The 21,014-nt window shown below is 72.2% G+C and carries 21 protein-coding genes and 1 pseudogene; 10 read left to right on the forward strand and 12 right to left on the reverse strand.

Features of this window, described 5'->3' with window-relative positions; translation table 11 throughout:
- Positions 1–140: 140 nt before the first annotated feature.
- Positions 141–1,337 carry an argininosuccinate synthase gene (locus ACWD0A_RS16065; RefSeq protein WP_451298477.1) on the reverse strand — a complete coding sequence of 399 codons (1,197 nt, stop codon included), beginning with the start codon at positions 1,335–1,337 and terminating at the stop codon, positions 141–143.
- A gap of 145 nt (positions 1,338–1,482) precedes the next feature.
- Here ACWD0A_RS16065 and ACWD0A_RS16070 point away from each other — a divergent pair, with 145 nt between their 5' ends.
- Positions 1,483–2,904, forward strand: coding sequence for a hypothetical protein (locus ACWD0A_RS16070; protein ID WP_451298479.1), 1,422 nt, complete (start codon positions 1,483–1,485; stop codon positions 2,902–2,904).
- Between the two features lie 41 nt (positions 2,905–2,945).
- Positions 2,946–3,545 (forward strand): pyridoxamine 5'-phosphate oxidase family protein, encoded by a 600-nt coding sequence (locus tag ACWD0A_RS16075; RefSeq protein WP_307716376.1) that lies wholly within the window; start codon positions 2,946–2,948, stop codon positions 3,543–3,545.
- 49 nt (positions 3,546–3,594) lie between these two features.
- Here the strand turns inward: ACWD0A_RS16075 and ACWD0A_RS16080 are convergent, their stop codons facing one another.
- The 5 genes from ACWD0A_RS16080 to argC are packed head-to-tail and all read right to left on the reverse strand — an operon-like array spanning position 3,595 to position 8,418.
- Positions 3,595–4,140 carry an arginine repressor gene (locus tag ACWD0A_RS16080; protein ID WP_451298482.1) on the reverse strand — a complete coding sequence of 182 codons (546 nt, stop codon included), beginning with the start codon at positions 4,138–4,140 and terminating at the stop codon, positions 3,595–3,597.
- Between the two features lie 7 nt (positions 4,141–4,147).
- Positions 4,148–5,344 carry an acetylornithine transaminase gene (locus tag ACWD0A_RS16085; protein ID WP_451298484.1) on the reverse strand — a complete coding sequence of 399 codons (1,197 nt, stop codon included), beginning with the start codon at positions 5,342–5,344 and terminating at the stop codon, positions 4,148–4,150.
- A gap of 1 nt (position 5,345) precedes the next feature.
- Entirely contained in the window at positions 5,346–6,245 is a 900-nt protein-coding gene (gene argB / locus ACWD0A_RS16090; RefSeq protein WP_307716373.1) for an acetylglutamate kinase, read from the reverse strand.
- On the reverse strand, positions 6,242–7,393 hold the full coding sequence (gene argJ / locus ACWD0A_RS16095) for a bifunctional glutamate N-acetyltransferase/amino-acid acetyltransferase ArgJ (protein WP_451298486.1): 1,152 nt from the start codon (positions 7,391–7,393) through the stop codon (positions 6,242–6,244). Before argJ ends, argB begins: the two co-directional genes overlap by 4 nt.
- A complete protein-coding gene (gene argC, locus ACWD0A_RS16100) occupies positions 7,390–8,418 on the reverse strand; it encodes an N-acetyl-gamma-glutamyl-phosphate reductase (RefSeq protein ID WP_451298488.1) in 1,029 nt (342 codons plus the stop codon). The genes argJ and argC overlap by 4 nt, the downstream gene beginning before the upstream one ends.
- A gap of 245 nt (positions 8,419–8,663) precedes the next feature.
- Here argC and ACWD0A_RS16105 point away from each other — a divergent pair, with 245 nt between their 5' ends.
- From ACWD0A_RS16105 to ACWD0A_RS16120, 4 genes are all read left to right on the forward strand, one after another.
- Entirely contained in the window at positions 8,664–9,887 is a 1,224-nt protein-coding gene (locus tag ACWD0A_RS16105; RefSeq protein WP_451298490.1) for a beta-ketoacyl-[acyl-carrier-protein] synthase family protein, read from the forward strand.
- 159 nt (positions 9,888–10,046) lie between these two features.
- Positions 10,047–10,400 (forward strand): YciI family protein, encoded by a 354-nt coding sequence (locus tag ACWD0A_RS16110; protein WP_451298492.1) that lies wholly within the window; start codon positions 10,047–10,049, stop codon positions 10,398–10,400.
- Positions 10,397–11,641 carry an RNA polymerase sigma factor gene (locus tag ACWD0A_RS16115; protein ID WP_451298494.1) on the forward strand — a complete coding sequence of 415 codons (1,245 nt, stop codon included), beginning with the start codon at positions 10,397–10,399 and terminating at the stop codon, positions 11,639–11,641. The genes ACWD0A_RS16110 and ACWD0A_RS16115 overlap by 4 nt, the downstream gene beginning before the upstream one ends.
- A 56-nt stretch (positions 11,642–11,697) precedes the next feature.
- Entirely contained in the window at positions 11,698–12,105 is a 408-nt protein-coding gene (locus tag ACWD0A_RS16120; RefSeq protein ID WP_451298496.1) for a PPOX class F420-dependent oxidoreductase, read from the forward strand.
- A gap of 14 nt (positions 12,106–12,119) precedes the next feature.
- Here ACWD0A_RS16120 and ACWD0A_RS16125 read toward each other — a convergent pair whose 3' ends face one another.
- The 3 genes and pseudogenes from ACWD0A_RS16125 to ACWD0A_RS16135 all read right to left on the reverse strand — a co-directional run bounded on the left by ACWD0A_RS16125 (position 12,120) and on the right by ACWD0A_RS16135 (position 14,662).
- A complete protein-coding gene (locus ACWD0A_RS16125; protein WP_307716366.1) occupies positions 12,120–12,695 on the reverse strand; it encodes a histidine phosphatase family protein in 576 nt (191 codons plus the stop codon).
- A 40-nt stretch (positions 12,696–12,735) separates the two neighbouring features.
- A pseudogene (locus ACWD0A_RS16130) lies at positions 12,736–13,202 on the reverse strand (GNAT family N-acetyltransferase).
- 23 nt (positions 13,203–13,225) lie between these two features.
- Positions 13,226–14,662 (reverse strand): aminotransferase-like domain-containing protein, encoded by a 1,437-nt coding sequence (locus tag ACWD0A_RS16135; protein ID WP_451298498.1) that lies wholly within the window; start codon positions 14,660–14,662, stop codon positions 13,226–13,228.
- Here ACWD0A_RS16135 and ACWD0A_RS16140 point away from each other — a divergent pair.
- Together ACWD0A_RS16140 and ACWD0A_RS16145 are read left to right on the forward strand one after the other, a co-directional pair.
- Positions 14,661–15,557 carry a DMT family transporter gene (locus ACWD0A_RS16140; RefSeq protein WP_451298500.1) on the forward strand — a complete coding sequence of 299 codons (897 nt, stop codon included), beginning with the start codon at positions 14,661–14,663 and terminating at the stop codon, positions 15,555–15,557. The two genes, ACWD0A_RS16135 and ACWD0A_RS16140, sit on opposite strands and share 2 nt — an antisense overlap.
- An 89-nt stretch (positions 15,558–15,646) precedes the next feature.
- Complete coding sequence (locus ACWD0A_RS16145) at positions 15,647–15,838, forward strand: DUF1918 domain-containing protein (protein ID WP_177153465.1); 192 nt, start codon at positions 15,647–15,649, stop codon at positions 15,836–15,838.
- Positions 15,839–15,874: 36 nt separating this feature from the next.
- Here ACWD0A_RS16145 and ACWD0A_RS16150 read toward each other — a convergent pair whose 3' ends face one another.
- Positions 15,875–17,164, reverse strand: a complete 1,290-nt coding sequence (locus tag ACWD0A_RS16150; protein ID WP_451298502.1) for a glycoside hydrolase family 10 protein — start codon at positions 17,162–17,164, stop codon at positions 15,875–15,877.
- 173 nt (positions 17,165–17,337) lie between these two features.
- On the opposite strand from ACWD0A_RS16150, the gene ACWD0A_RS16155 reads away from it, so the two are divergent.
- Positions 17,338–18,198, forward strand: coding sequence for a 3-hydroxybutyryl-CoA dehydrogenase (locus ACWD0A_RS16155; protein ID WP_177153463.1), 861 nt, complete (start codon positions 17,338–17,340; stop codon positions 18,196–18,198).
- 158 nt (positions 18,199–18,356) lie between these two features.
- Positions 18,357–18,614: a hypothetical protein gene (locus tag ACWD0A_RS16160; protein ID WP_177153462.1), complete on the forward strand. Its 258-nt coding sequence runs from the start codon at positions 18,357–18,359 to the stop codon at positions 18,612–18,614.
- A 15-nt stretch (positions 18,615–18,629) separates the two neighbouring features.
- Here the strand turns inward: ACWD0A_RS16160 and ACWD0A_RS16165 are convergent, their stop codons facing one another.
- Both ACWD0A_RS16165 and ACWD0A_RS16170 read right to left on the reverse strand, forming a co-directional pair.
- The gene (locus tag ACWD0A_RS16165; protein ID WP_177153461.1) at positions 18,630–19,160 is read right to left on the reverse strand and encodes an NUDIX hydrolase; all 531 of its coding nucleotides are present in this window, start codon (positions 19,158–19,160) and stop codon (positions 18,630–18,632) included.
- 51 nt (positions 19,161–19,211) lie between these two features.
- Positions 19,212–20,552, reverse strand: a complete 1,341-nt coding sequence (locus ACWD0A_RS16170; RefSeq protein ID WP_451298505.1) for a transcriptional regulator — start codon at positions 20,550–20,552, stop codon at positions 19,212–19,214.
- Between the last annotated feature and the right edge of the window lie 462 nt (positions 20,553–21,014).

Consider the following 21,014-nt stretch of genomic DNA (forward strand, 5'->3'; position numbering starts at 1 on the left):
TGATGTGCGGCCTCCCCCGAAGGTCGCCCGGGGGGACACACCCCGGCCTTGCCGGACTGTCCGGGGAGGCGGTCTGTACAACGCGTGCGGGTTACGCGAGGTCCCGTCACGACGCGGGCGGGTTACGCGAGGACCGTGGGCTACGCCCGCAGATCACGCCGCGCCGCGATCTTCTGCGACAGGCCGAAGATCTCGATGAAGCCCTGCGCCTTGGACTGGTCGAAGGTGTCGCCCGAGTCGTAGGTGGCGAGGTTGAAGTCGTACAGCGACTCGTCGGACTTCCGGCCGGTGACGACGGCCCGGCCGCCGTGCAGCGTCATCCGGATGTCGCCGCTGACGTGCCGGTTGGCCTCGTCGATGAAGCCGTCCAGGGCCCGCTTGAGCGGCGAGAACCACAGGCCGTCGTAGACCAGCTCGCCCCAGCGCTGCTCGACCTGCCGCTTGTACCGGGCGAGCTCGCGCTCGACGGTCACGTTCTCCAGCTCCTGGTGGGCGGTGATCAGTGCGATCGCGCCGGGGGCCTCGTACACCTCGCGGGACTTGATGCCGACGAGCCGGTCCTCGACCATGTCGATCCGGCCGATGCCCTGGGCGCCGGCCCGCTCGTTGAGCTGCTGAACGGCCTGGAGCACGGTGACGGGCTTGCCGTCGACGGCGACCGGGACGCCCTCCTTGAAGGTGATGACGACCTCGTCGGCCTCCCGCGGCTCCGCCGGGTTCGAGGTGTACTCGTAGATGTCCTCGATCGGCGCGTTCCAGATGTCCTCCAGGAAGCCGGTCTCGACGGCCCGTCCGAAGACGTTCTGGTCGATGGAGTACGGCGACTTCTTGCTGGTGGCGATCGGAAGCTGCTTCTCCTCGCAGAAGGCGATCGCCTTGTCCCGGGTCATCGCGTAGTCGCGGACCGGGGCGATGCACTTGAGCTCGGGCGCGAGGGCGACGATTCCGGCCTCGAAGCGCACCTGGTCGTTGCCCTTGCCGGTGCAGCCGTGGGCGACGGTGGTGGCGCCGTGCTTCCTGGCGGCGGCGACGAGATGCTTGACGATCGTCGGCCGGGAGAGCGCGGAGACCAGCGGGTAGCGGTCCATGTAGAGCGCGTTGGCCTTGATCGCGGGGAGGCAGTACTCCTCGGCGAACTCGTCCTTGGCGTCCGCGACCTCGGCCTCGACAGCACCGCAGGCGAGAGCGCGCTTGCGGATGACGTCCAGGTCCTCGCCACCCTGGCCGACGTCCACGGCGACCGCGACGACCTCGGCGCCCGTCTCCTCCGCGATCCAGCCGATGGCAACGGAGGTGTCCAGGCCGCCCGAGTAGGCGAGTACGACGCGCTCGGTCACGGGGTTCTCCTTACGGTGCGATCACTGTCAGGTATAACTATGCAGAGCTCCGTATGTTTTGTCAATGGACCCGGAAAAGCGCTGGTCCCGGCCGCCCCGCCTCCCTAGGCTCGGCACGCGCCACGGACGATCAGGGGGAGAACAGATGGGCTGGGGCAGGCGATGGGACACGTTGGCGGGCCGTGAAGCCGTCGGCCACCTGATGCGGGGACTCCCGGGGAGCCACGTCCTCGACTTCGACGACCCGGCCTGCTGGACGGCCCTCGACCACGCGGTGCGCGAGCTCGGCCGGTACGGCAGCGAGCCGGCCGACCCGCTGAGGGCTCAGCCGGAGACCGCTCTGTGCCATCGGGACGGACGGGTGCGGGAGGCGGCCCTCGCCGCGGGAGGCAGCAGTCCCGCCTTCTGGCACCTCACCGTCATCAGGTGCGCCGACTGGGTCGAGCCGGTGCGGCTGCGGGCCCGCGGGATGCTCGCGGAGCACCTCCGGGCCGAGCCCGAGGCCGCGCTGCGCACCCTGACCCCGCTCGTACTGCGGGTCGGCCGCCGCGAGCTGGGGGTGTGGGCCCGTGATCTGTTCGAGGAGGCCCTGCGGGCCGCGCCGCACCTCGCGCTCGCCCGGCTCGGCGGGTTCGGCCGGGACACCGCCGCCCGGCGGCTCGTCGCCCGCGTCGTCCTGGACCACGGCCTGCTCGGGGCACGCGAGCTCGCGCGGCACGCGGCCGACGACCTGGACCCCGTCCTGTGGCGGTGGTGGTCGGACGCGGCGCTCGCCGCGATGGCGGCCGAGGGACCGGACGACGAGGCCGTCGACATCCTGCTGGGCGCCCATGCGCCGCTCGTACGGTCGGCCGGGGTGACCGCGCTGCGGCGCGCGGGCCGTGCGGACGAGGCGGCCCGTCACCTCACGGACCGCTCTCCTCTGGTGCGCGCCTGCGCCCGCTGGCTCGTGAGCGGGAGCGGCGGGGACCCGCACGCCGACTACACGGAGCTGTGCGCCGACCCCGGCGCGCTCGTGCCCTGGACCGTGACAGGGCTCGCCGAGTGCGGCCGGCGCGAGGACGCCGCTCTGCTGCGCGGCTTTCTCACGCACCCCGTGGCGGGGGTGCGCGCCCAGGCGGTCGCCGGTCTGCGACTGCTCCAGGCGGTTCCCTGGGAGGAAGTACGCCCGCTGCTCGACGACCCGTCGGCGGCCGTGGCCCGCGAAGCGGCGCGCGCCGTCCTGCCGTTCGCGCGCCGGCTGCCGGCGGAGGCGCTCCTCGCGCGGCTGTCGCCCGAGCTGCCCGCGCACACGCGCCGGGGGGCCTTCCGGCTGCTGAAGGCACACGGAGGTGTCACCCAACTGCGCGCGGCAGTCGTCCTGTTGTCCGACGCCGACCCCGGTGTGCGGCGGAACGCGGCAGCCACCGTGCAGCAGCGTCGCTGGCTCGAGGAGCTGTACGCGGACCTCCGCGCGGACGAGGGCGGTGTGCGGGCGGAGTTGGACGCGCTGCTCGGGCAGTGCACCCATCTGTTCAGCGACTACGTGATGAACGTGATGCGCGGGCGCCTGGGTCTCAGGGTCTGAAACCACCGGTGGGCGCCGCACCGCACGGCGATAATTCCCCCATGGGAAAGACGCATGAGCACATAGACGGACGACTCCGTGCCTTCATCGAGGCCCAACCGCTGTTCTTCACCGCGACCGCGCCGCTGTCGGAGGACGGCACGGTCAACCTCTCCCCCAAGGGCCTGAAGGGGTCGTTCGCCGTCATCGACGAACGGACCGTCGCCTACCTCGACTTCGCCGGCAGCAATGCGGAGACGATCGCCCACCTCCGCGAGAACGGCCGCATCACGCTGATGTGGTGCGCCTTCCAGGGGCCGCCCAACATCGTCCGCGTGCACGGGCGCGGCGAGGCGGTCTTCCGCGACGACGAGCGCTGGGCCGGGCTGCTCGCGCACTTTCCCGGGATCGATCCGTCACCGCACGGGCTGCGCGCCGTCATCGTGGTGACGGCCGAACTGATCCGGGACACCTGCGGGTACGCCGTGCCGTTCATGACGTACGACGAGGACCGGGATCTGCACGGAAAGCGGTTCGCGCGCGAGGACGACGCGTCGCTGGACGCGTACTTCGCCAAGAAGGAGCACATCGCGGCCAGCATCGACGGTCTTCCGGGTCTGCCGCTGCCGCTGCCGCCGCTGCCCCCGGTGAGCACGCGCTGAGGCACAGCGCGGCGCGGCACCCGGCCGGGGAGTGCCGCGCCGTATCGGTTCAGCGCTCCTTCTGCGCGAGCCGCAGCAGATGGTCCGCGAGAGCCTGCCCACCGGCCGGGTCGCGGCTGATCAGCATCAGGGTGTCGTCACCCGCGATCGTGCCGAGGATGTCGTGCAGTTCGGCCTGGTCGATGGCCGAGGCCAGGAACTGGGCCGCGCCCGGCGGCGTACGCAGCACCACGAGATTCGCCGACGCCTCCGCGGAGATCAGCAGCTCACCGGAGAGGCGCCGCATGCGCTCCTCCTTGGCGGACTCGCCCAGCGGCGCCTGCGGAGTGCGGAAACCGCCCTCGCTGGGCACCGCGTAGATCAGCTCGCCGCCCGTGTTGCGGATCTTCACCGCGCCCAGCTCGTCGAGGTCGCGGGAGAGCGTCGCCTGCGTGACGCTCAGCCCGTTGTCCGCGAGGAGCTTGGCCAGTTGGCTCTGTGAGCGCACCGGCTGGCGGTTGAGGATGTCCACGATCCGGCGGTGGCGGGCCGTGCGGGTCTGCGGTACGGCGGGGCCGCCGTGCTCACCGTTTTCGGCGTACCGGGCATCGGTCATCGTCGTCTCATTCTCCGGCTCGTCCTTCCCCGTTGCTCGCGTCGAGGATGCCCGGAAGCGCCTGGAGGAACGCGTCCACCTCGGCGTCGCCGATGATCAGGGGCGGCATGAGCCGTACGACATCGGGCGCGGGGGCGTTCACCAGGAACCCGGCATCCTGGGCCGCCTGCTGCACCTTCGGTGCGAGCGGTCCGGTGAGCACGATACCCAGCAGCAGGCCGCTGCCACGGACATGGGAGACGGACGGATGCCCGAGACCCTCGATTCCGTCGCGCAGTTTCTCGCCGAGCCGCTTGACCGAGTCGAGGACACCGTCGGCGGCGAGGGTGTCGACGACGGCGAGTCCGGCGGCGCAGGCGACGGGGTTTCCGCCGAACGTCGTGCCGTGCTGGCCGGGCTTCAGCAGGTCCGCCGCCTCGCCGAAGACGACGGTCGCGCCGATGGGCAGTCCGCCGCCCAGACCCTTGGCGAGCGTGACGATGTCGGGCTCGACGCCTTGGTGCGCCTGGTGCTCGAACCAGTGGCCGGTCCGCCCGATGCCGGTCTGGACCTCGTCGAGGACGAGCAGGGTGCCGGTGGCCCGGGTGATCTCCCGCGCCGCCTCGAGGTATCCCTTGGGCGGTACGACCACGCCGTTCTCACCCTGGATCGGCTCGATGATCACCAGTGCGGTGTCCTCGGTGACGGCCGCGCGCAGCGCCTCGGCGTCGCCGTAGGGGACGTGGGTGACGTCCGGAGGCAGCGGCAGGAACGGCTGCTGCTTGGCGGGCTGTCCGGTGAGCGCGAGGGCGCCCATGGTCCGGCCGTGGAACCCGCCGGTGGTGGCGACCATGTGCCCGCGTCCGGTCAGCCGGCCGATCTTGAAGGCGGCCTCGTTGGCCTCGGCGCCGGAGTTGGAGAAGTAGACCCGGCCGGGCCGGCCGAAGAGCTGGACGAGCCGCTCGGCGAGCGCGACGGGCGGCTCGGCGACGAAGAGGTTGGAGACATGGCCGAGCGAGGCGATCTGACGGCTGACGGCCTCGACGATCGCGGGGTGGGCGTGGCCCAGCGCGTTGACCGCGATGCCGCCGACGAAGTCGGTGTACTCGGTGCCGTCGGCGTCCCAGACCCTGGCGCCCTCGCCGCGGACCAGGGACAGCCTCGGTGTGCCGTAGTTGTCCGTCATCACGCCCTGCCACCGGTGCGTGAGCTCCTGGTTCGTCATGTCAGTCCCCCTGTCCGTCCGGCACGACCATCGTGCCGATGCCCTCGTCGGTGAAGATCTCCAGCAGGATCGAGTGCTGCACCCGGCCGTCGATCACACGGGCCGTGTTGACCCCGTTGCGCACGGCGTGCAGGCAGCCCTCCATCTTGGGGACCATGCCGCTGGAGAGGTCGGGCAGGAGCTTCTCCAGCTGGGTGGCGGTGAGGCGGCTGATGACCTCGTCGCTGTGGGGCCAGTCCTCGTACAGGCCCTCGACGTCGGTGAGGACCATCAGCGTCTCGGCGCCCAGCGCCGCAGCGAGTGCCGCAGCCGCCGTATCGGCATTGACGTTGTAGACATGTCCGTCGTCCTCGGAACGGGCGATCGAGGAGATCACCGGGATGCGTCCGTCGGCGAGCAGTGCCTCGATGGCGCCGGTGTCGATCCCGGTGATCTCGCCGACACGGCCGATGTCGACGAGTTCCCCGTCGATGGTCGGCTGATGCTTGGTGGCGGTGATGGTGTGGGCGTCCTCGCCGGTGAGGCCGACAGCGAGCGGCCCGTGCTGGTTGAGCAGGCCGACCAGCTCGCGCTGGACCTGCCCGGCGAGCACCATCCGTACGACGTCCATGGCCTCGGGCGTGGTGACCCGCAGGCCGGCCTTGAACTCGCTGACCAGCCCGTGCCGGTCGAGCGCGGCGGAGATCTGCGGGCCGCCGCCGTGCACGACGACGGGCTTGAGCCCGGCGTGCCGCAGGAAGACGACGTCCTGGGCGAAGGCTGCCTTCAGCTCCTCGTCGATCATGGCGTTGCCGCCGAACTTGATGACGACGATCTTGCCGTTGTGGCGGGTCAGCCAGGGCAGCGCCTCGATGAGGATCTGTGCCTTGGGCAGGGCGGTGTGCTTCCTCGTGGTGCTCATGAGCTGTACGCGCTGTTCTCGTGGACGTAGTCCGCGGTGAGGTCGTTGGCCCAGATGACCGCGGACTCGGCGCCCGCGGCCAGGTCCGCCGTGATGCGCACCTCCCGGTAGCGCATGTCGACCAGGTCGCGGTCCTCGCCGACGGAGCCGTTCTTGCAGACCCAGACGCCGTTGATGGCGACGTTGAGCTGGTCGGGCTCGAAGGCGGCCTTGGTGGTGCCGATGGCGGAGAGCACCCGGCCCCAGTTCGGGTCCTCGCCATGGATGGCGCACTTGAGGAGGTTGTTGCGGGCGATGGAGCGGCCGACCTCGACGGCGTCGTCCTCGGTCGCCGCGTTGATCACCTCGATGCGGATGTCCTTCGAGGCGCCCTCGGCGTCGCCGATCAGCTGCCGGGCCAGGTCGTCGCAGACCGTGCGCACAACGTCGGCGAACTCCTCGTACGCGGGCTTCGCGCCGGACGCGCCGGAGGCGAGCAGCAGCACGGTGTCGTTGGTGGACATGCATCCGTCGGAGTCGACCCGGTCGAACGTCTGCCGGGTGGCGTTCCGCAGCGCCTTGTCGAGGGTGGCCGCGTCCAGGTCCGCGTCGGTGGTGAGCACGACGAGCATGGTGGCGAGGCCCGGGGCGAGCATGCCCGCGCCCTTGGCCATGCCGCCGACGGTCCAGCCCTCGCCCTGCGCGACGGCCGTCTTGTGGACCGTGTCGGTGGTCTTGATGGCGATGGCGGCCTTCTCGCCGCCGTGCTCGCTGAGCTGGGCGGCCGCCTGCTCGATGCCGGGCAGCAGCTTGTCCATGGGGAGCAGGACACCGATGAGTCCGGTGGACGCGACGGCGACCTCGCCCGCGCCGATGCCGAGGACGTCGGCCGCCTTCTCGGCGGTGGTGTGGGTGTCCTGGAAGCCCTGGGGACCGGTGCAGGCGTTGGCGCCGCCGGAGTTGAGGACCACGGCGGTGACCTCGCCGCCCTTGAGGACCTGCTCGGACCACAGGACCGGCGCGGCCTTGACGCGGTTGGAGGTGAAGACGCCCGCGGCGGCGCGGCGCGGCCCGTTGTTGACCACGAGGGCCAGGTCCGGGTTGCCGTTCTCCTTGATCCCGGCGGCGATGCCCGCCGCCGTGAATCCCTTCGCTGCGGTCACGCTCACGGCGCAACTCCAATCGTGGAAAGACCCGTGCCCTCGGCGAATCCGAGGGCGATGTTCATGCTCTGCACCGCGCCGCCCGCGGTGCCCTTGGTGAGATTGTCGATGGCGCTGATGGCGATGACGCGCCCGGCCGCCTGGTCGTACGCCACCTGGATCTGGACGGCGTTCGATCCGTAGACCGAGGCGGTGGCGGGCCACTGCCCCTCGGGCAGCAGGTGGACGAACGGCTCGTCCGCCAGCGCCTTCTCGTACGCGGCGCGGACGTCGCCCGCGGTCGTGCCGGGCTTCGCCTTCGCCGAGCAGGTGGCGAGGATGCCCCGCGCCATCGGCGCGAGCGTCGGGGTGAAGGAGACGGCGACGCGCTCCCCCGCCACCGCGCTCAGGTTCTGGATCATCTCGGGGGTGTGCCGGTGGCTGCCGCCCACGCCGTACGGGCTCATCGAGCCCATCACCTCGGAGCCGAGCAGGTGCGGCTTGAGGGCCTTGCCCGCGCCGGAGGTGCCGGTGGCGGCGGTGATCACGGCCTCGGGCTCGGCGAGTCCCGCGGCGTAGGCCGGGAACAGCGCGAGCGAGACGGCCGTGGGATAGCAACCGGGCACCGCGACACGCTTGGACCCCTCCAGCGCGGCGCGGGCGCCCGGCAGCTCGGGGAGACCGTACGGCCACGTGCCGGCGTGCTCGGAGCCGTAGAACGCCTCCCAGTCGGCGGAGTCCGCGAGCCGGAAGTCGGCGCCCATGTCGACGACCAGGACGTCGTCCCCGAGCTGCTCGGCGACGGCGGCGGACTGGCCGTGCGGAAGGGCGAGGAACACGACGTCGTGGCCGGCGAGGACGTCGGCGGTCGTCGGCCGGAGCACCCGGCCGGCGAGCGGCAGCAGGTGCGGTTGCAGTGCGCCGAGCGGCTGGCCCGCGTTGGAGTTGGCGGTGAGGGCGCCGATCTCGACCTCGGGGTGCGCCAGCAGCAGTCGGAGCAACTCTCCGCCCGCGTACCCGCTCGCCCCTGCCACTGCTGCTCGAACCGTCATCGAAAGCCTCCTCATCGATGGCATGACTATACGCAGCGATGCAGAACTATGCAATGACCTCTCGCGCGAGTAGATGGAGCGAGCATCAAGAAAGTGTCGGAACTCTACAGAACAATAATCCCCGACTCGGTCGTTCGCCGCACACGGTCCGGCCTCCTGTACTTGGAAGGGTGGAGTCACAACAGACCGACACACCCGTGACCGACCGGACCGGGTGTTGTCACTCCACGACAAAGGGGGTTCCCATGCCGGGAGGCACGAACCACGTGGCGGTCACGGGGGTGGGCGCGACCACCCCGCTCGGCGGCGACGTCGCCTCGACCTGGTCCGCGCTGCTCGCCGACGAGTCCGGGATCACCGCGATCGAGGACGAGTGGGCGGCAGAACTGCCCGTACGGATCGCCGGGCGGCTCAAGGTCGAACCGGCCGAGGTCATGGAGCGTGTACAGGCGCGCCGCCTGGACCGCTGCGAGCAGATCGCCCTGATCGCCGCGCGCGAGGCGTGGGCGGACGCCGGACGCCCCGAGGTCGATCCGGAGCGGCTCGCCGTGGTGATCGGCACGGGCACCGGCGGCGCGCTGACCATGCTCGGACAGGACGACGTCCTGGAGTCGTCCGGCGTACGGCGCGTGTCCCCGCACACCGTGCCGATGCTGATGGCGAACGGCCCCGCCGCCCGGGTCAGCATCGAACTCGGCGCCCGCGGAGGCGCCCACACCCCGGTCAGTGCGTGCGCCTCCGGGGCCGAGGCGATCGCCATGGGCCTGGACCTGATCCGGCTCGGCCGGGCCGACGTCGTCGTGGCCGGCGGCACCGAGGCCTGCGTCCACCCGCTGCCGCTGGCCGGTTTCGCCCAGGCCAAGGCGCACTCGACGCGCAACGACGAACCGGGCCGGGCCTCGCGGCCCTTCGACGCCGACCGCGACGGATTCGTCATCGGCGAGGGCGCGGTGGTGGTCGTCCTGGAGCGGGCCGGGTTCGCCGCCGCCAGGGCCGCCCGTGCCCATGCCTCGCTCGCCGGGGCGGGCGTCACCTCCGACGCCCACCACATCACGGCCGGGCACCCGGAGGGCCAGGTCCGCGCGATGCGGCTGGCCCTCGAGGCGGCCGGAGTGGCGCCCGGGGCCGTGGGTCTCGTGCACGCGCACGCCACCTCGACCCCCGTGGGCGATCTGGTGGAGGCACGGTCCGTCGCGGAGGCGGTCGGCACGCACCCGGCCGTCACCGCGACCAAGTCCAGGACGGGCCACCTCTTCGGCGCCGCAGGGGCGATGGGCGCGCTGGCGACGATCCTCGCCGTGCGGGACGGGATCGTTCCGCCGACGCTGAACCTGGACCGGCCGGACCCGGAGGTGAAGCTCGACGTCGTCACGGGCGGGCCGAGGCGCGTCGGTCCGGAGGCGGCGCTGACGAACGCGTTCGGCTTCGGCGGCCACAACGCGTCCCTGGTGTTCACGCCCGCCGCGTGAGCGGTGCGGGCCGGCCGCCCCGGGCCGCACAACCCCGCCAGGGACGGTCCGGCGTCGCGCGCCGGAATTTTTCGGCGGGCCGTGTCGATCCGGGGCCGGCCCGTTCGTGTAGAGGGTGAGAACGCGGCAGGACGCCGCGACCGCACCGAGGAGGCCACCATGCAGCAATACCTGCTCAGCATCTACCAGCCCGACGGGGACCCGCCGCCGCCCGAGGTGCTGGACCCCATCATGCGGGACGTCGAGGCCGTGATCGCCGACCTGAGGGAGGCCGGGGCCTGGGTGTTCTCCGGCGGGCTGCACCCGCCGGCCACCGCCACCGTCCTCACGCTCAAGGACGGCGAGGTGCTCACCACCGACGGCCCGTACGTCGAGGGCAAGGAGCATCTCGGCGGTTTCACCGTCATCCAGGCGCCCGACCTCGACGCGGCGCTCGCGTGGGGCCGCAAGCTGGCCCGCGCGATCACGCTCCCGATCGAGGTGAGGCCGCTCGCCCACGGCAGCGGCGGATGACGACGTGTCCGGCGGGGACGGGAGGCGCGGCGGCCGTCGAGCGGGTCTTCCGCGAGGAGTACGGACGCGCCGTCGCCGTCCTCGTCCGGGTCTTCGGCGACATCGACATCGCCGAGGAAGCGGTCCAGGACGCGTTCACCGCGGCGCTGGAGCGGTGGCCGGTGGACGGGCTGCCGCCCAGCCCGGCGGGCTGGATCATCACCACCGGCCGCAACAGGGCGGTCGACCGTCTGCGGCGGGAGGCGTCCCGGGCGGACCGGCACGCCCGGGCCGCGCTGCTGCATGCGCGCGAACGTCCGCTCGAGGAAGGTCCTGTGGAGGACGACCGGTTGCGGCTGATCTTCACCTGCTGTCATCCCGCTCTCGCGCCGGCCGCCCGCGTCGCGCTGACCCTGAGGCTGGTCGGCGGGCTCACCACGGCGGAGATCGCCCGCGCCTTCCTGGTGGCCGAGCCCGCCATGGCGCAGCGCCTGGTCCGCGCCAAGGGCAAGATCCGCGATGCGCGGATCCCGTACCGCGTCCCGAACGAGGCCGAGCTGCCCGACCGGCTGCCGGCCGTGCTGTCGGTCGTCTACCTGGTCTTCAACGAGGGCTACAGCGCGGGCTCGGGCGACCGGCTGGTGCGCGAGGACCTGTGCGCGGAGGCGGTGAGACTGGGCCGCTTGCTGACCCGACTGATGCCGGACGAGCCCGAGGTGCTGGGCCTGCTGGCGCTGATGCTGCTGACGGAGTCCCGTCGCCCCGCACGCACCGGCCCGGACGGCGAGCTGGTGGTGCTCGCCGAGCAGGACCGTGGCCTGTGGGACCGGGACCTGATCGCCGAGGGCCAGGCGCTGGTGCGGCGGTGTCTGCGCCGCGGCAGGCCGGGGCCGTACCAGATCCAGGCGGCGATCAGCGCGGTGCACAGTGACGCGCGGGACGCGGCCGCCACGGACTGGGGCCAGATCCTGCGCCTGTACGACCAGTTGACGGCGATCGCGCCGAATCCGGTGGTGGCGCTCAACCGGGCGGTCGCCGTGGCCGAGGTGCGGGGCCCCCGCCCGGCGCTCGACCTGGTGGAGGCACTCGTCCCCTCGCTGGGCGATTTCCACGTGCTGCACGCCGTGCGGGCCGATCTGCTGCGGCGGCTCGGACGCCGCGCCGAGGCGGCGTCGGCCTACGAAGCGGCGATCGCGGGCGCCGGGAACGCAGCGGAGGCCGCCTGCCTGGAGCGCAGGCTCCGCGGTCTCGGGCCGGTGTGAGGGACCGGGGCCGTTTTCCCAACGACCTTGACCGGGGCGGAGGTTACCCTCTGCCCATGCCGATACCTCTGAGCGAGTCCGCCCGCCTGATGTTCGACGAGCCGAATCCGGCGGTGCTCGCCACCGTCCTGCCCGACGGCAGCCCGCAGACGTCGGTCGTCTGGGTGGGCCGCGAGGGCGACGAGCTGGTGATCTCCTCGCAGGCCGGCCGGCGCAAGGACCGCAACATCGCCCGCGACCCGCGCGTCTCGCTGACCGTGTACGACCGCAAGGACCCGCTGCGCTACGTGGAGGTGCGCGGGACCGCGACCGTCACGGAGGACCGGGGGCGCGGGCTCGCGGTGCGGCTGGCGGAGGAGTACGAGGGTCCCGGCGCGGGGCAGGAGTACCTGGACCTCCCGCCGGAGACCGTACGCGTGGTCATACGGATCACGCCGGAGCGGTTGGTGGGGACGGCGAGGTAGCCGTGTCCCGCCGGTCAGGCGGCCGCCTCCAGGCACAGGTGCCAGCGGCCCGGCTGTCCGGTGAGGGTGACCGTCGACAACGGGCGGACGTCGACGTTCCAGTACATCGAGGGATGGGCGCGCAGTGCGTACACGAAGGCCGCCCGCACCACGGACGGTTCGGCCACGGCCACGATCGCACGGCAGTCGTCCGCGGGCCGGGTGTCGAGCCAGCCGCCTATCCGCGAGATGAACGCGAGCAGCGGTTCGCCGCCGTGGGGGGCGCTGCGCGGGTCGGCGAGCCAGGCGTCGACCGCGGCGGGCTCGCGCGCGGTCACCTCGGCGAGCGTGCAGCCGCGCCAGCGGCCCATGTCGCAGTCGCGCAGGGCCGGCTGGGCGAGCGGGGCGAAGCCGAGCGCCTCGCCGGTCGCACGGCTGCGGGTGGTGGGCGAGCAGTAGCGCAGCTCGGCGGCGCTCAGCGGCACGAGCGCGTGCGCGGCGAGCTGCACCTCGTGCCAGCCGGCCTGGTCGAGCGGCCGGTCGTCGTCGAACCGCTCCGTGAGCAGCGGAGAGCTGCGCGCCGCGGCGATCAGGGTGACCCGGACAGTCATGGCGTGATGGTGATGGCCAGCGCCTCGCAGGTCAAGGGTGTCACTCGAACATCAGGTTGAGCCAGTTGCCCGGGACGGCGAGCTCTTTGAAGCCCAGCTTCTCGTAGAGGCCGTGGGCGTCGTCGGTGGTGAGCAGGATGCGGCGCAGTCCCAGGGGGGCGAAGTGGTCGCGGACCGCGGTGACCAGTGCGGTGCCCAGACCCTCGCCCCGGGCGGACCGGTCGACGTAGACGTCGCAGAGCCAGGCGAAGGTGGCGTGGTCGGTGACCACCCGCGCGAAGCCGGCCATCTGCCCCGAGACCGTCTCGTACGCACCGAAGTTGACCGATCCGGCGATGGCCCGGTCCTGCTTCTCCCGGCTGCGCCGAGCGCCCAGTACGCCTCGGTGGAGAGCCAGTGGTGGATCCGCTTCTCGTCCAGCCGGGCCGGGTCCGTGGAAATCGTGTACGCGCCATGTATCACCTCGGTCATGGCGGGAGCGTCGCACACCGGCGCGACGGCTGTCATCGGAGTGTCCCCGGGGCCTGCGGTCACCTCGTCAGCTCGCCGTAGGCGGCCTCCAGCCTGCGCACCCCCTCGGTGATCTCACCGACACCGGCGACGCCCGCGAAGCTCAGGCGGATGTGGCCGGCGGTCGGTTCGGCGGAGAAGTACGGGCGGCCGGGGGCCACCGCGACGTCGGCCCGCAGCGCCGCGGCGACGAGTGCGCTCTCGTCGACGGTGTCGGGCAGTCGCAGCCAGAGGTGATAGCCGCCGGAGGGGATGTGCGGCAGGGCGAGGTGGGGCAGGTGGAGCCGCAGCGCGGCCGTCATGGTGTCGCGGCGGACCTTCAGTTCGCCGGCCACGGCGCGCAGGTGACGGCTCCACGCGGGCGCGCCGACGAGTTCGAGTGCGGCTTCCTGGAGGGGCCGGGGGACGAAGAAGGTGTCGACGACGTGGATGGCGCGCAGCCGTCCGAGCACGGGTCCGCGGGCGGCGAGCATGCCGACGCGCAGGCTGGGCGAGGTGGCCTTGGTGAGCGAGCTGACGTGGACGACGACGCCGTCGTGGTCGTCGGCCGCGAGCGGCCTGGGCAGCGGGCCCGCGTCCTCGTGGACGAGTCGCCGCGCGAAGTCGTCCTCGATGACGAACGCGCCCGCCTCGCGGGCCACACGCAGCACCTCGGGACGGCGCTCGGAGGCGAGGACCGCGCCGGTCGGGTTCTGGAAGAGCGGCTGGCAGACGAAGACGCGGGCCCCGGTGGCGCGGAAGGCGGCGCCGAGCAGGTCGGGCCGCACGCCGTCGGCGTCCACCGGAACCGGGACCGGCCGCAGACCTGCGGCACGGGCGATGGCCAGCATGCCGGGGTACGTGGGCGATTCGACGAGGACGGGCGAGCCGGGCGGTGCGAGCGCGCGCAGGGCGGTGGTCAGCGCGGACTGGCCGCCCGCCGTGACCAGGACGTCCGCCGGACCGACCGTCTCGCCGATCGAGCGGGCGAACCATTCGCGCAGTTCGGGCAGTCCGTCGGTGGGCGGTCTGCTCCAGGCTCCGGGGCGGCGGCCGGCGCGGGCAAGGGCCGCCGCCATGGCCCGTTCGGGCTGGAGGGAGGAGTGCAGGTAGCCGCCGTTGAACTCGACGACACCCGGCGGGGGCACGGCCAGGGTGACGAGGACTCCGGACGCGTCGACGGTGCGCGGTACCGCCTCGGCGGCGGCGTCGGCGCTGAGGGTGACCTCCTGCCAGGAGGTGTCGCCGGCCGGCGGGGCGTCGGTGCGCGGGTGGGCACGGAAGGCCCCGGCCCCGGGCCGGGTGACGACAAGTCCTTCGGCGACGAGCTGGGCGAGCGCGCGGGAGACGGTCACCGGCGAGACGCGGTAGCGCTCGACGAGCGCTCTGCTCGACGGCAGCTTTCCTCCAGGTGAGTAGCGGTCCAGTTCCCGCTTCAGCGAGTTCACCAGTTCAGCCACACTGCTACGCTCTTGCATGACAGCACAGGATAGCGCTACTCCCACCACCACGATAGCGGTCAGCAGCGGCACGGTCCTCGCCGCGCTCGGCGTCCTCGCCTTCTCGCTGACGTTCCCCTCGACTGTCTGGGGCCTGGACAGCTTCGGCCCCTGGTCCCTGGTCGCCGTGCGCAGCGTCCTCGCGGCGCTCGTCGCGGGCGGGTTCCTGCTGGCGCTGCGCGTCCGCGTCCCGGAGCGCCGCCACTGGGCAGGACTCGCGGTCGTCGGCGGCGGGGTCGTCGTGGGCTTTCCGCTGCTGACGACCCTGGCCCTGCAGACCTCGACCACCTCGCACGCCGCGGTCGTCGTGGGACTGCTGCCGCTGACCACGGCGGTCTTCGCGGCCCTGCGCACAGGTCGCCGGCCGTCGCCCACGTTCTGGGCGGCCGCGCTCGCCGGAGCCGTGGTCGTGATCGCCTTCACCGTGCAGCAGAGCGGCGGGGCCCTGCACACGGGCGATCTGTACCTCTTCGGCGCCCTGCTGGTCTGCGCCGCGGGCTACACCGAGGGCGGCAGGCTCGCCTCGGTGATGCCCGGATGGCAGGTCATCGGCTGGGCGCTGGTCATGTGTCTGCCGCTGAGCGTGGCCGGGTCCCTCGTCGCGCTCTCCGTCGAGCCGGTGCACCTCACCGCCAGGGGCGTGACCGGACTGGTCTGGGTGGCGGTCGGATCGACCTTCCTCGGGCTGTACGTCTGGTACCGCGGCATGGCCGAGATCGGCATCGCCAGGGCCAGCCAGCTCCAGCTCGCCCAGCCGCTGCTCACCCTGGTCTGGTCGGTGGCCCTCCTCGGCGAGACCCTCTCCCCCGAGGCCCCGCTCGCCGCTCTGGGCGTCCTCCTGTGCATCGCGGTCACCCAGCGGGCCCGGACCTGAGGTCCACGGCCGGGGATGCGCGGCGCACCCCCGGCCGTAGACTCGAAAAGACCCACCAAACGGACCGGTTGCCGAGGAGGTCACTCCGCATGCAAGCAAACGAGGGCGACACGCTGCTGGTGCACGGCAGAACCGTGGGGCAGCACGACAAGCACGCCGAAGTCCTCAAGGTGCTGGGACCCGACGGCACTCCTCCGTACCGCGTCCGTTTCGACGACGGGCACGAAGCGGTGCTGTCCCCCGGGCCCGACTGCGTGGTCCAGCACCACGAGAAGTCCTGACCACACCGTCCCGGTCCGGGAGCGCGGGCGCCGGGCTCAGCCCCCCGTCCGCACCCGGGTCGGGTAGTGGTCCTCCACCACCTTCGTCATCGCCCCCAGGGGATCGGCCCCCACCTCCAGCGCCGAGAAGAAGCAGTGACCGCCCACCTGGGGGTACCGCGAGGCGTACGTGAGGTGGCGGGAGAGCTCCGCGGGGTCGTGCCATGCCGCGGGCTGGCCCGGGATTCCCACCTTGTACAGCGCCTCGCCGATGTACAGGTCGACTCCCGTGCCGTCGGCGACGGCCGACCACCAGGGCACGAGCGTCGAGTAGTCGGCGGCGGCGAAGCCCATGTGCCAGTACACCTGTGGGACGACGTAGTCGATCCAGCCCCGCCTGACCCAGGTGCGGGTGTCGGCGTAGAGGTCGTCGTACGTCTGCACGCCCGCCGTCGTGCGGGACCCGGCCGGGTCGGTCGAGGCGTTGCGCCACACGCCGAAGGGGCTGATCCCGAAGCGGACGTGCTTCTTCTCGCTCCTGATCCGCGCGCCCGTCTCCCGCACCAGCAGGTCGACGTTGGCCCGGCGCCAGGCGGCCCTGTTCGCGTATCCCGAGCCGTAGCGGGCCCAGGCCGCGTCGTCGTCGAAGTACTGGCCGGCGACGGGATACGGGTAGAAGTAGTCGTCGAAGTGCACGGCATCGATGTCGTAGCGGCGGACGGCGTCCAGTATGGCGGCCTCGACGAAGGCCCGGACCTCAGGAATGCCAGGGTTGTAGTACAGCTTCCCGCCGTACGGAACGATCCAGTCCGGGTGCTGCCTGGCCGGATGGCAGGGCACCAGCCGGGAGGGGTCCGCGTGGATCGCCACCCGGTACGGGTTGAACCAGGCATGCAGTTCCAGACCGCGCCGGTGCGCCTCCCGCACCGCGGTACCGAGCGGGTCCCAGCCGGGGTCCCGCCCCTGGACACCGGTGAGGTACTGGCTCCACGGCTCGTACGGCGACGGCCACAGCGCGTCGGCCGTCGGCCGCACCTGGAACATCACCGCGTTCAGCCGGCGCTCCACCGCGGCGTCGAGGTGGGCCAGCAGCTCGGCGCGCTGCTCGGCCGCGCTCAGGCCCGGCACCGACGGCCAGTCGCGGTTGCCGACCGTCGCCAGCCACATCCCGCGGAACTCCCGCGTGGCCCGCTTCCCCCGCGCGGCCCTGCCCATCGGCACCCCTTCCCCCGCGGCCCCGGCCCCCTCCGAGCCGCGGGCGAAGGCCGCCGCTTCCCCAGTCGTCGCGAGCGCGGCCAGTGCTCCGGCCGCAGCGACCACGAAACCTCTTCTCCTCAAATGCCCCATATGCCCACCCTTGCCGCTGACGGTAGCCATTGCCCTGTCCCGCAGAGCATGCCCGCCCCTGCGGCTCGGTCATCCACGCATCCGGAGTAACGTCGGGGGGTCGGCGGGCGCCGGAACCGTACGGGGGACCTGCCGACCGAAGGACCAGCGAAAGGCATCAGGTGACGGACTCAATGGCCGACATTGCACGCGTCGGAGTGGTGGGCTGCGGCCAGATGGGCGCGGGCATCGCGGAGGTGTGTGCCCGCAGCGGCCTCGAGGTGAAGGTGGCCGAGACCACGGGCGAGGCGCTGGAGATCGGCCGCACCCGGCTGTACAACTCCCTGACCAAGGCGGCCGAGCGCGGCAAGATCACCGAGGAGGAGCGCGACGCCACCCTGGAGCGCCTCTCCTTCACGACCGACCTCGGGGAGTTCGCCGACCGCGATCTCGTCATCGAGGCCGTGGTCGAGAACGAGCAGGTCAAGACCGAGATCTTCCAGGTACTCGATCAGGTGGTGACCCGGCAGGACGCGATCCTCGCCTCCAACACCTCCTCGATCCCGCTGGTGAAGCTGGCCGTCGCGACCTCGCGTCCCGACCAGGTCATCGGCATCCACTTCTTCAACCCGGCCCCGGTGCAGAAGCTGGTCGAACTGATTCCGGCGCTGACCACCTCCGAGGAGACGATCAAGCGCTCCGAGGCCGTGGTGCAGCAGGTGCTGGACAAGCACCCGATCCGGGCGCAGGACCGCTCCGGCTTCGTGGTGAACGCCCTGCTCATCCCGTACCTGCTGTCCGCGATCCGGATGTTCGAGTCGGGCATCGCCAGTCGCGAGGACATCGACAACGGCATGGAGATGGGCTGCGCCCACCCGATGGGACCGCTGAAGCTGTCGGACCTGATCGGCCTGGACACGGTCGCCTCGGTCGCCGACTCGATGTACGCCGAGTACAAGGAACCTCTGTACGCCGCTCCCCCGCTGCTCCAGCGGATGGTCGACGCGGGCCGGCTCGGCCGGAAGTCCGGCTCGGGCTTCTACACCTACTCCTGACGCGGCCACAGGAGAATTCGAACAAGGATTCACACGGGGTGCGCGGGGCGTGCCCGCATATGCCATGCGCGCACGCTCCCGCCCTCCCGCCGGGGTGAGTTGACTCGGTCCCGTTCAGCAAGGGTCCGCGTACGACTAGCCGAACAGGAGAAGCATCCGTGTCCACCGACCCTGATCACTTACTGGCCGTCGAGGAATTCGCCGAACTGCGCCGCAGCATCGACGTGGGACTGGCCCGTATCGACGGCCACCTGGCGCTGCTGGCCCAGCGGGGCGACCAGATCGACCGGGAACTGGCCGACCTGACCGCTCGCGTCGGGGCGCTCGAGCACGCCCGATGGCCCCTGCCCGCCGTGGCGGCGCTCACCGCGCTGGGGGCGCTGGCGGTCGCGGTGTGGCAGGCGGTGAGCCCCTAGGCCGTGGCCGGGGCCCTATCCCAGGCGCAGATGGTGGAGCATCAGCAGTCCGGCCGCCATGTTGGCGGCCGGGACCTCACCGCGGGCGATCATGTCGGGCACCAGCTTGAGCGGTACCCACTCGCGGCGTGAGGACTCGAAGTCGTCCTCGGGGTGGCCGATGTAGGTGGCGTCCTCGGCCCAGTAGAGGTGGTGCCGGGCATCGGTGAGGCCGTTGGACGGCTCGACGGTGAGCAGATGACGGAGGGGACCGGGACGCCAGCCGGTCTCCTCCTCCATCTCGCGCGCCGCCGCGTCGGCGACGCTCTCACCGTCCTCGACGACTCCCGCGGCGAGTTCCCAGCCCCAGCTGTCGGTGATGAAGCGGTGCCGCCAGAGCATCAGCACCTCGTTGGCCTCGTTGACCGCGGTCGCGACGGCGACCGGGCGGAGCCGAATCAGGAAGTGGTCCAGGTGACGGCCGTCCGGGAGTGCGACATCCGCCAGATTGACCCTGAACCAACGGTTTTCATACACAGTTCGTTCGCTTAAGTTCGTCCACTGCACGCTTCTGCCACCTTCCGACAAGTCGATGGCAATATGGCAGCAGGGCCCGGCTCAGAGGGGAACGCGCAGCGCTCCGTCGATGAGGTGGGCCGCCTCGGCGGCATCGGCACAGCCACTGGTCACCAGATGCTCGCGCACGGCCCGCAGACGGTCCCGCAGCCGCTGCGACTCCATCCCCCGGACCCGCTCCACCATCCGTGCCGCCGTCCGCGCCGCGCGGTCCGCCTCGCCCTGGCGCAGTTCGATCTGGCTGAGCATCGCCAGCCGGTGCACCCGGCCGCGGTCGTGCGCGGGGGTGTCCACCGCGGTCGCCGCGTGCTCGCGGGCCGCGGCCAGGTCGCCCAGGCTCAACAGGGCTTCCGCCACCTGGACGTTGACCAGCCCCGGCTGGACGTAGCCCGTCTCGTCCGGCTCGTACCCCGGACGGATCCGCTCCGCCTCCGACTCGGCCCGGCGGATACACCGCAGTGCGCTCGTGGCGTCGCCGAGTTGGGCGTACGCCTTGGCCTGCATCGCGTACAGGTCGGCCGCGAGCGCGGGGGTGATCTGGTGCCCGGCGGCACGCAACGCGGCCTCCGCGAAGGCCACGGCCTGGCGGAAGTCGGACATGAACAGCGACTGGTTGACGAGCAGCGCGATCACGTACGCGCCGAGTCCCCGGTCGCCGCTGGCCTTCGCCAGGCGCAGCGCCTGGTGGAAGTAGCGCTGGGCGAGACCGTGCGCGTCGGAGTCGTACGCACAGATCCCGGCGACGGCGACAAGCCCGCCGGTCGCGCGGTGCAGTTGGCGGCCGAGGGTGTCGCTGTACGCGCCGCGCAGCAGCGGGGCGGTCTCGGCGTTGAGGAAGCCGACGACGCGGAAGCGGGTCGCGATCCCGCCGGCCTTGCGGTACATCAGCTCGTAGTGGGCGCGAGCGGCCCTGAGCATCTCTATGTCGGCCATGCTCACGCTCGTCAGGCCGGCGCGGGAGACGTCCGAGTCCTCGGGAGGGTTCTCCCATTCCCAGACCGGCATCACGGCCGGCGTTCCGGTGACGGCGGGCGCCTCGACGATGTGCGGACGCTGCTGTTCGTCGGAGCGCCACAGGGCCGCGGCGCGCTCCACGAAGCCGGACAGCGACGACCCCTGCGGCGGCGCGGGCTCGCCCGGTACGCCGAGGCCGATGTCGTCGAGCGTGACGACGCGGCGCAGCCGGACGGCGAAGACCTCGCAGATCAGATCCGGCACCTGCCCCCGCGGGCGCTGGCCCTTCAACCAGCGGGCCACCGCGGTGTGTTCGTAGCGCAGCGACAGTCCTCTGGCCCGGCCGGCCTGATTGACGCGCGCCGCGAGACCGGCGTGGGAGATGCCCGCTTCGTCGAGCAGGGCGTCGAGCAGAGTGTTGGGCTGCATGGGCCCCTCCGGTGACTCGGTCCGCCTCAGCCTAGTAGAGGACGATTCGCACGGGGTGTGAAACAAGTGCCCCGTTCCGCACCGTGCGTGCTCTCCCGCCGCACACCGGGGGGCCGGTTGACTGAACTGCCTCTCACAGAGGCGGCCGGGCCGCCGGCTCCCCCTCGTACAGTGCGGCGGCCCCCCTCGCGTCGTCTGCCCTGCTGATCTGCCCGACACTCCGCGGCAGGGCGGACGGCGCCGGCCGCGGCGGCGGTCCCGCTCCTGGCGGACACCGCGAGGCAGCACAGGCCCTGGCGATGGGAGGGTTCCGGGCGGGTACCGGCGCAGTGCTTCCCCGACTGCGCCGGTACCCGCGCGCGGTCGTCACGCAGGTGACGAGGAGCGTCGCGGCGCCGGGTTCGGGGCTGGGCGGAAGCACGACGGGGCCCGGGGGCAGCGCCCCCGGGCCCCGGATCCCAG

Source organism: Streptomyces sp. NPDC002867, from assembly GCF_053591895.1.

What these genes read in the sequence shown, in the direction of transcription:
- argC (WP_451298488.1), bottom strand. Translation starts at nt 8,418, where the DNA reads ATGACGGTTCGAGCAGCAGTGGCAGGGGCGAGCGGGTACGCGGGCGGA.
- ACWD0A_RS16075 (WP_307716376.1), top strand. Translation starts at nt 2,946, where the DNA reads ATGGGAAAGACGCATGAGCACATAGACGGACGACTCCGTGCCTTCATC.
- ACWD0A_RS16125 (WP_307716366.1), bottom strand. Translation starts at nt 12,695, where the DNA reads ATGACTGTCCGGGTCACCCTGATCGCCGCGGCGCGCAGCTCTCCGCTG.
- ACWD0A_RS16105 (WP_451298490.1), top strand. Translation starts at nt 8,664, where the DNA reads ATGCCGGGAGGCACGAACCACGTGGCGGTCACGGGGGTGGGCGCGACC.
- ACWD0A_RS16135 (WP_451298498.1), bottom strand. Translation starts at nt 14,662, where the DNA reads ATGCAAGAGCGTAGCAGTGTGGCTGAACTGGTGAACTCGCTGAAGCGG.
- ACWD0A_RS16150 (WP_451298502.1), bottom strand. Translation starts at nt 17,164, where the DNA reads ATGGGGCATTTGAGGAGAAGAGGTTTCGTGGTCGCTGCGGCCGGAGCA.
- ACWD0A_RS16155 (WP_177153463.1), top strand. Translation starts at nt 17,338, where the DNA reads ATGGCCGACATTGCACGCGTCGGAGTGGTGGGCTGCGGCCAGATGGGC.
- ACWD0A_RS16145 (WP_177153465.1), top strand. Translation starts at nt 15,647, where the DNA reads ATGCAAGCAAACGAGGGCGACACGCTGCTGGTGCACGGCAGAACCGTG.
- ACWD0A_RS16110 (WP_451298492.1), top strand. Translation starts at nt 10,047, where the DNA reads ATGCAGCAATACCTGCTCAGCATCTACCAGCCCGACGGGGACCCGCCG.
- ACWD0A_RS16115 (WP_451298494.1), top strand. Translation starts at nt 10,397, where the DNA reads ATGACGACGTGTCCGGCGGGGACGGGAGGCGCGGCGGCCGTCGAGCGG.
- ACWD0A_RS16070 (WP_451298479.1), top strand. Translation starts at nt 1,483, where the DNA reads ATGGGCTGGGGCAGGCGATGGGACACGTTGGCGGGCCGTGAAGCCGTC.
- ACWD0A_RS16140 (WP_451298500.1), top strand. Translation starts at nt 14,661, where the DNA reads ATGACAGCACAGGATAGCGCTACTCCCACCACCACGATAGCGGTCAGC.
- argB (WP_307716373.1), bottom strand. Translation starts at nt 6,245, where the DNA reads ATGAGCACCACGAGGAAGCACACCGCCCTGCCCAAGGCACAGATCCTC.
- ACWD0A_RS16170 (WP_451298505.1), bottom strand. Translation starts at nt 20,552, where the DNA reads ATGCAGCCCAACACTCTGCTCGACGCCCTGCTCGACGAAGCGGGCATC.
- ACWD0A_RS16080 (WP_451298482.1), bottom strand. Translation starts at nt 4,140, where the DNA reads ATGACCGATGCCCGGTACGCCGAAAACGGTGAGCACGGCGGCCCCGCC.
- ACWD0A_RS16085 (WP_451298484.1), bottom strand. Translation starts at nt 5,344, where the DNA reads ATGACGAACCAGGAGCTCACGCACCGGTGGCAGGGCGTGATGACGGAC.
- ACWD0A_RS16120 (WP_451298496.1), top strand. Translation starts at nt 11,698, where the DNA reads ATGCCGATACCTCTGAGCGAGTCCGCCCGCCTGATGTTCGACGAGCCG.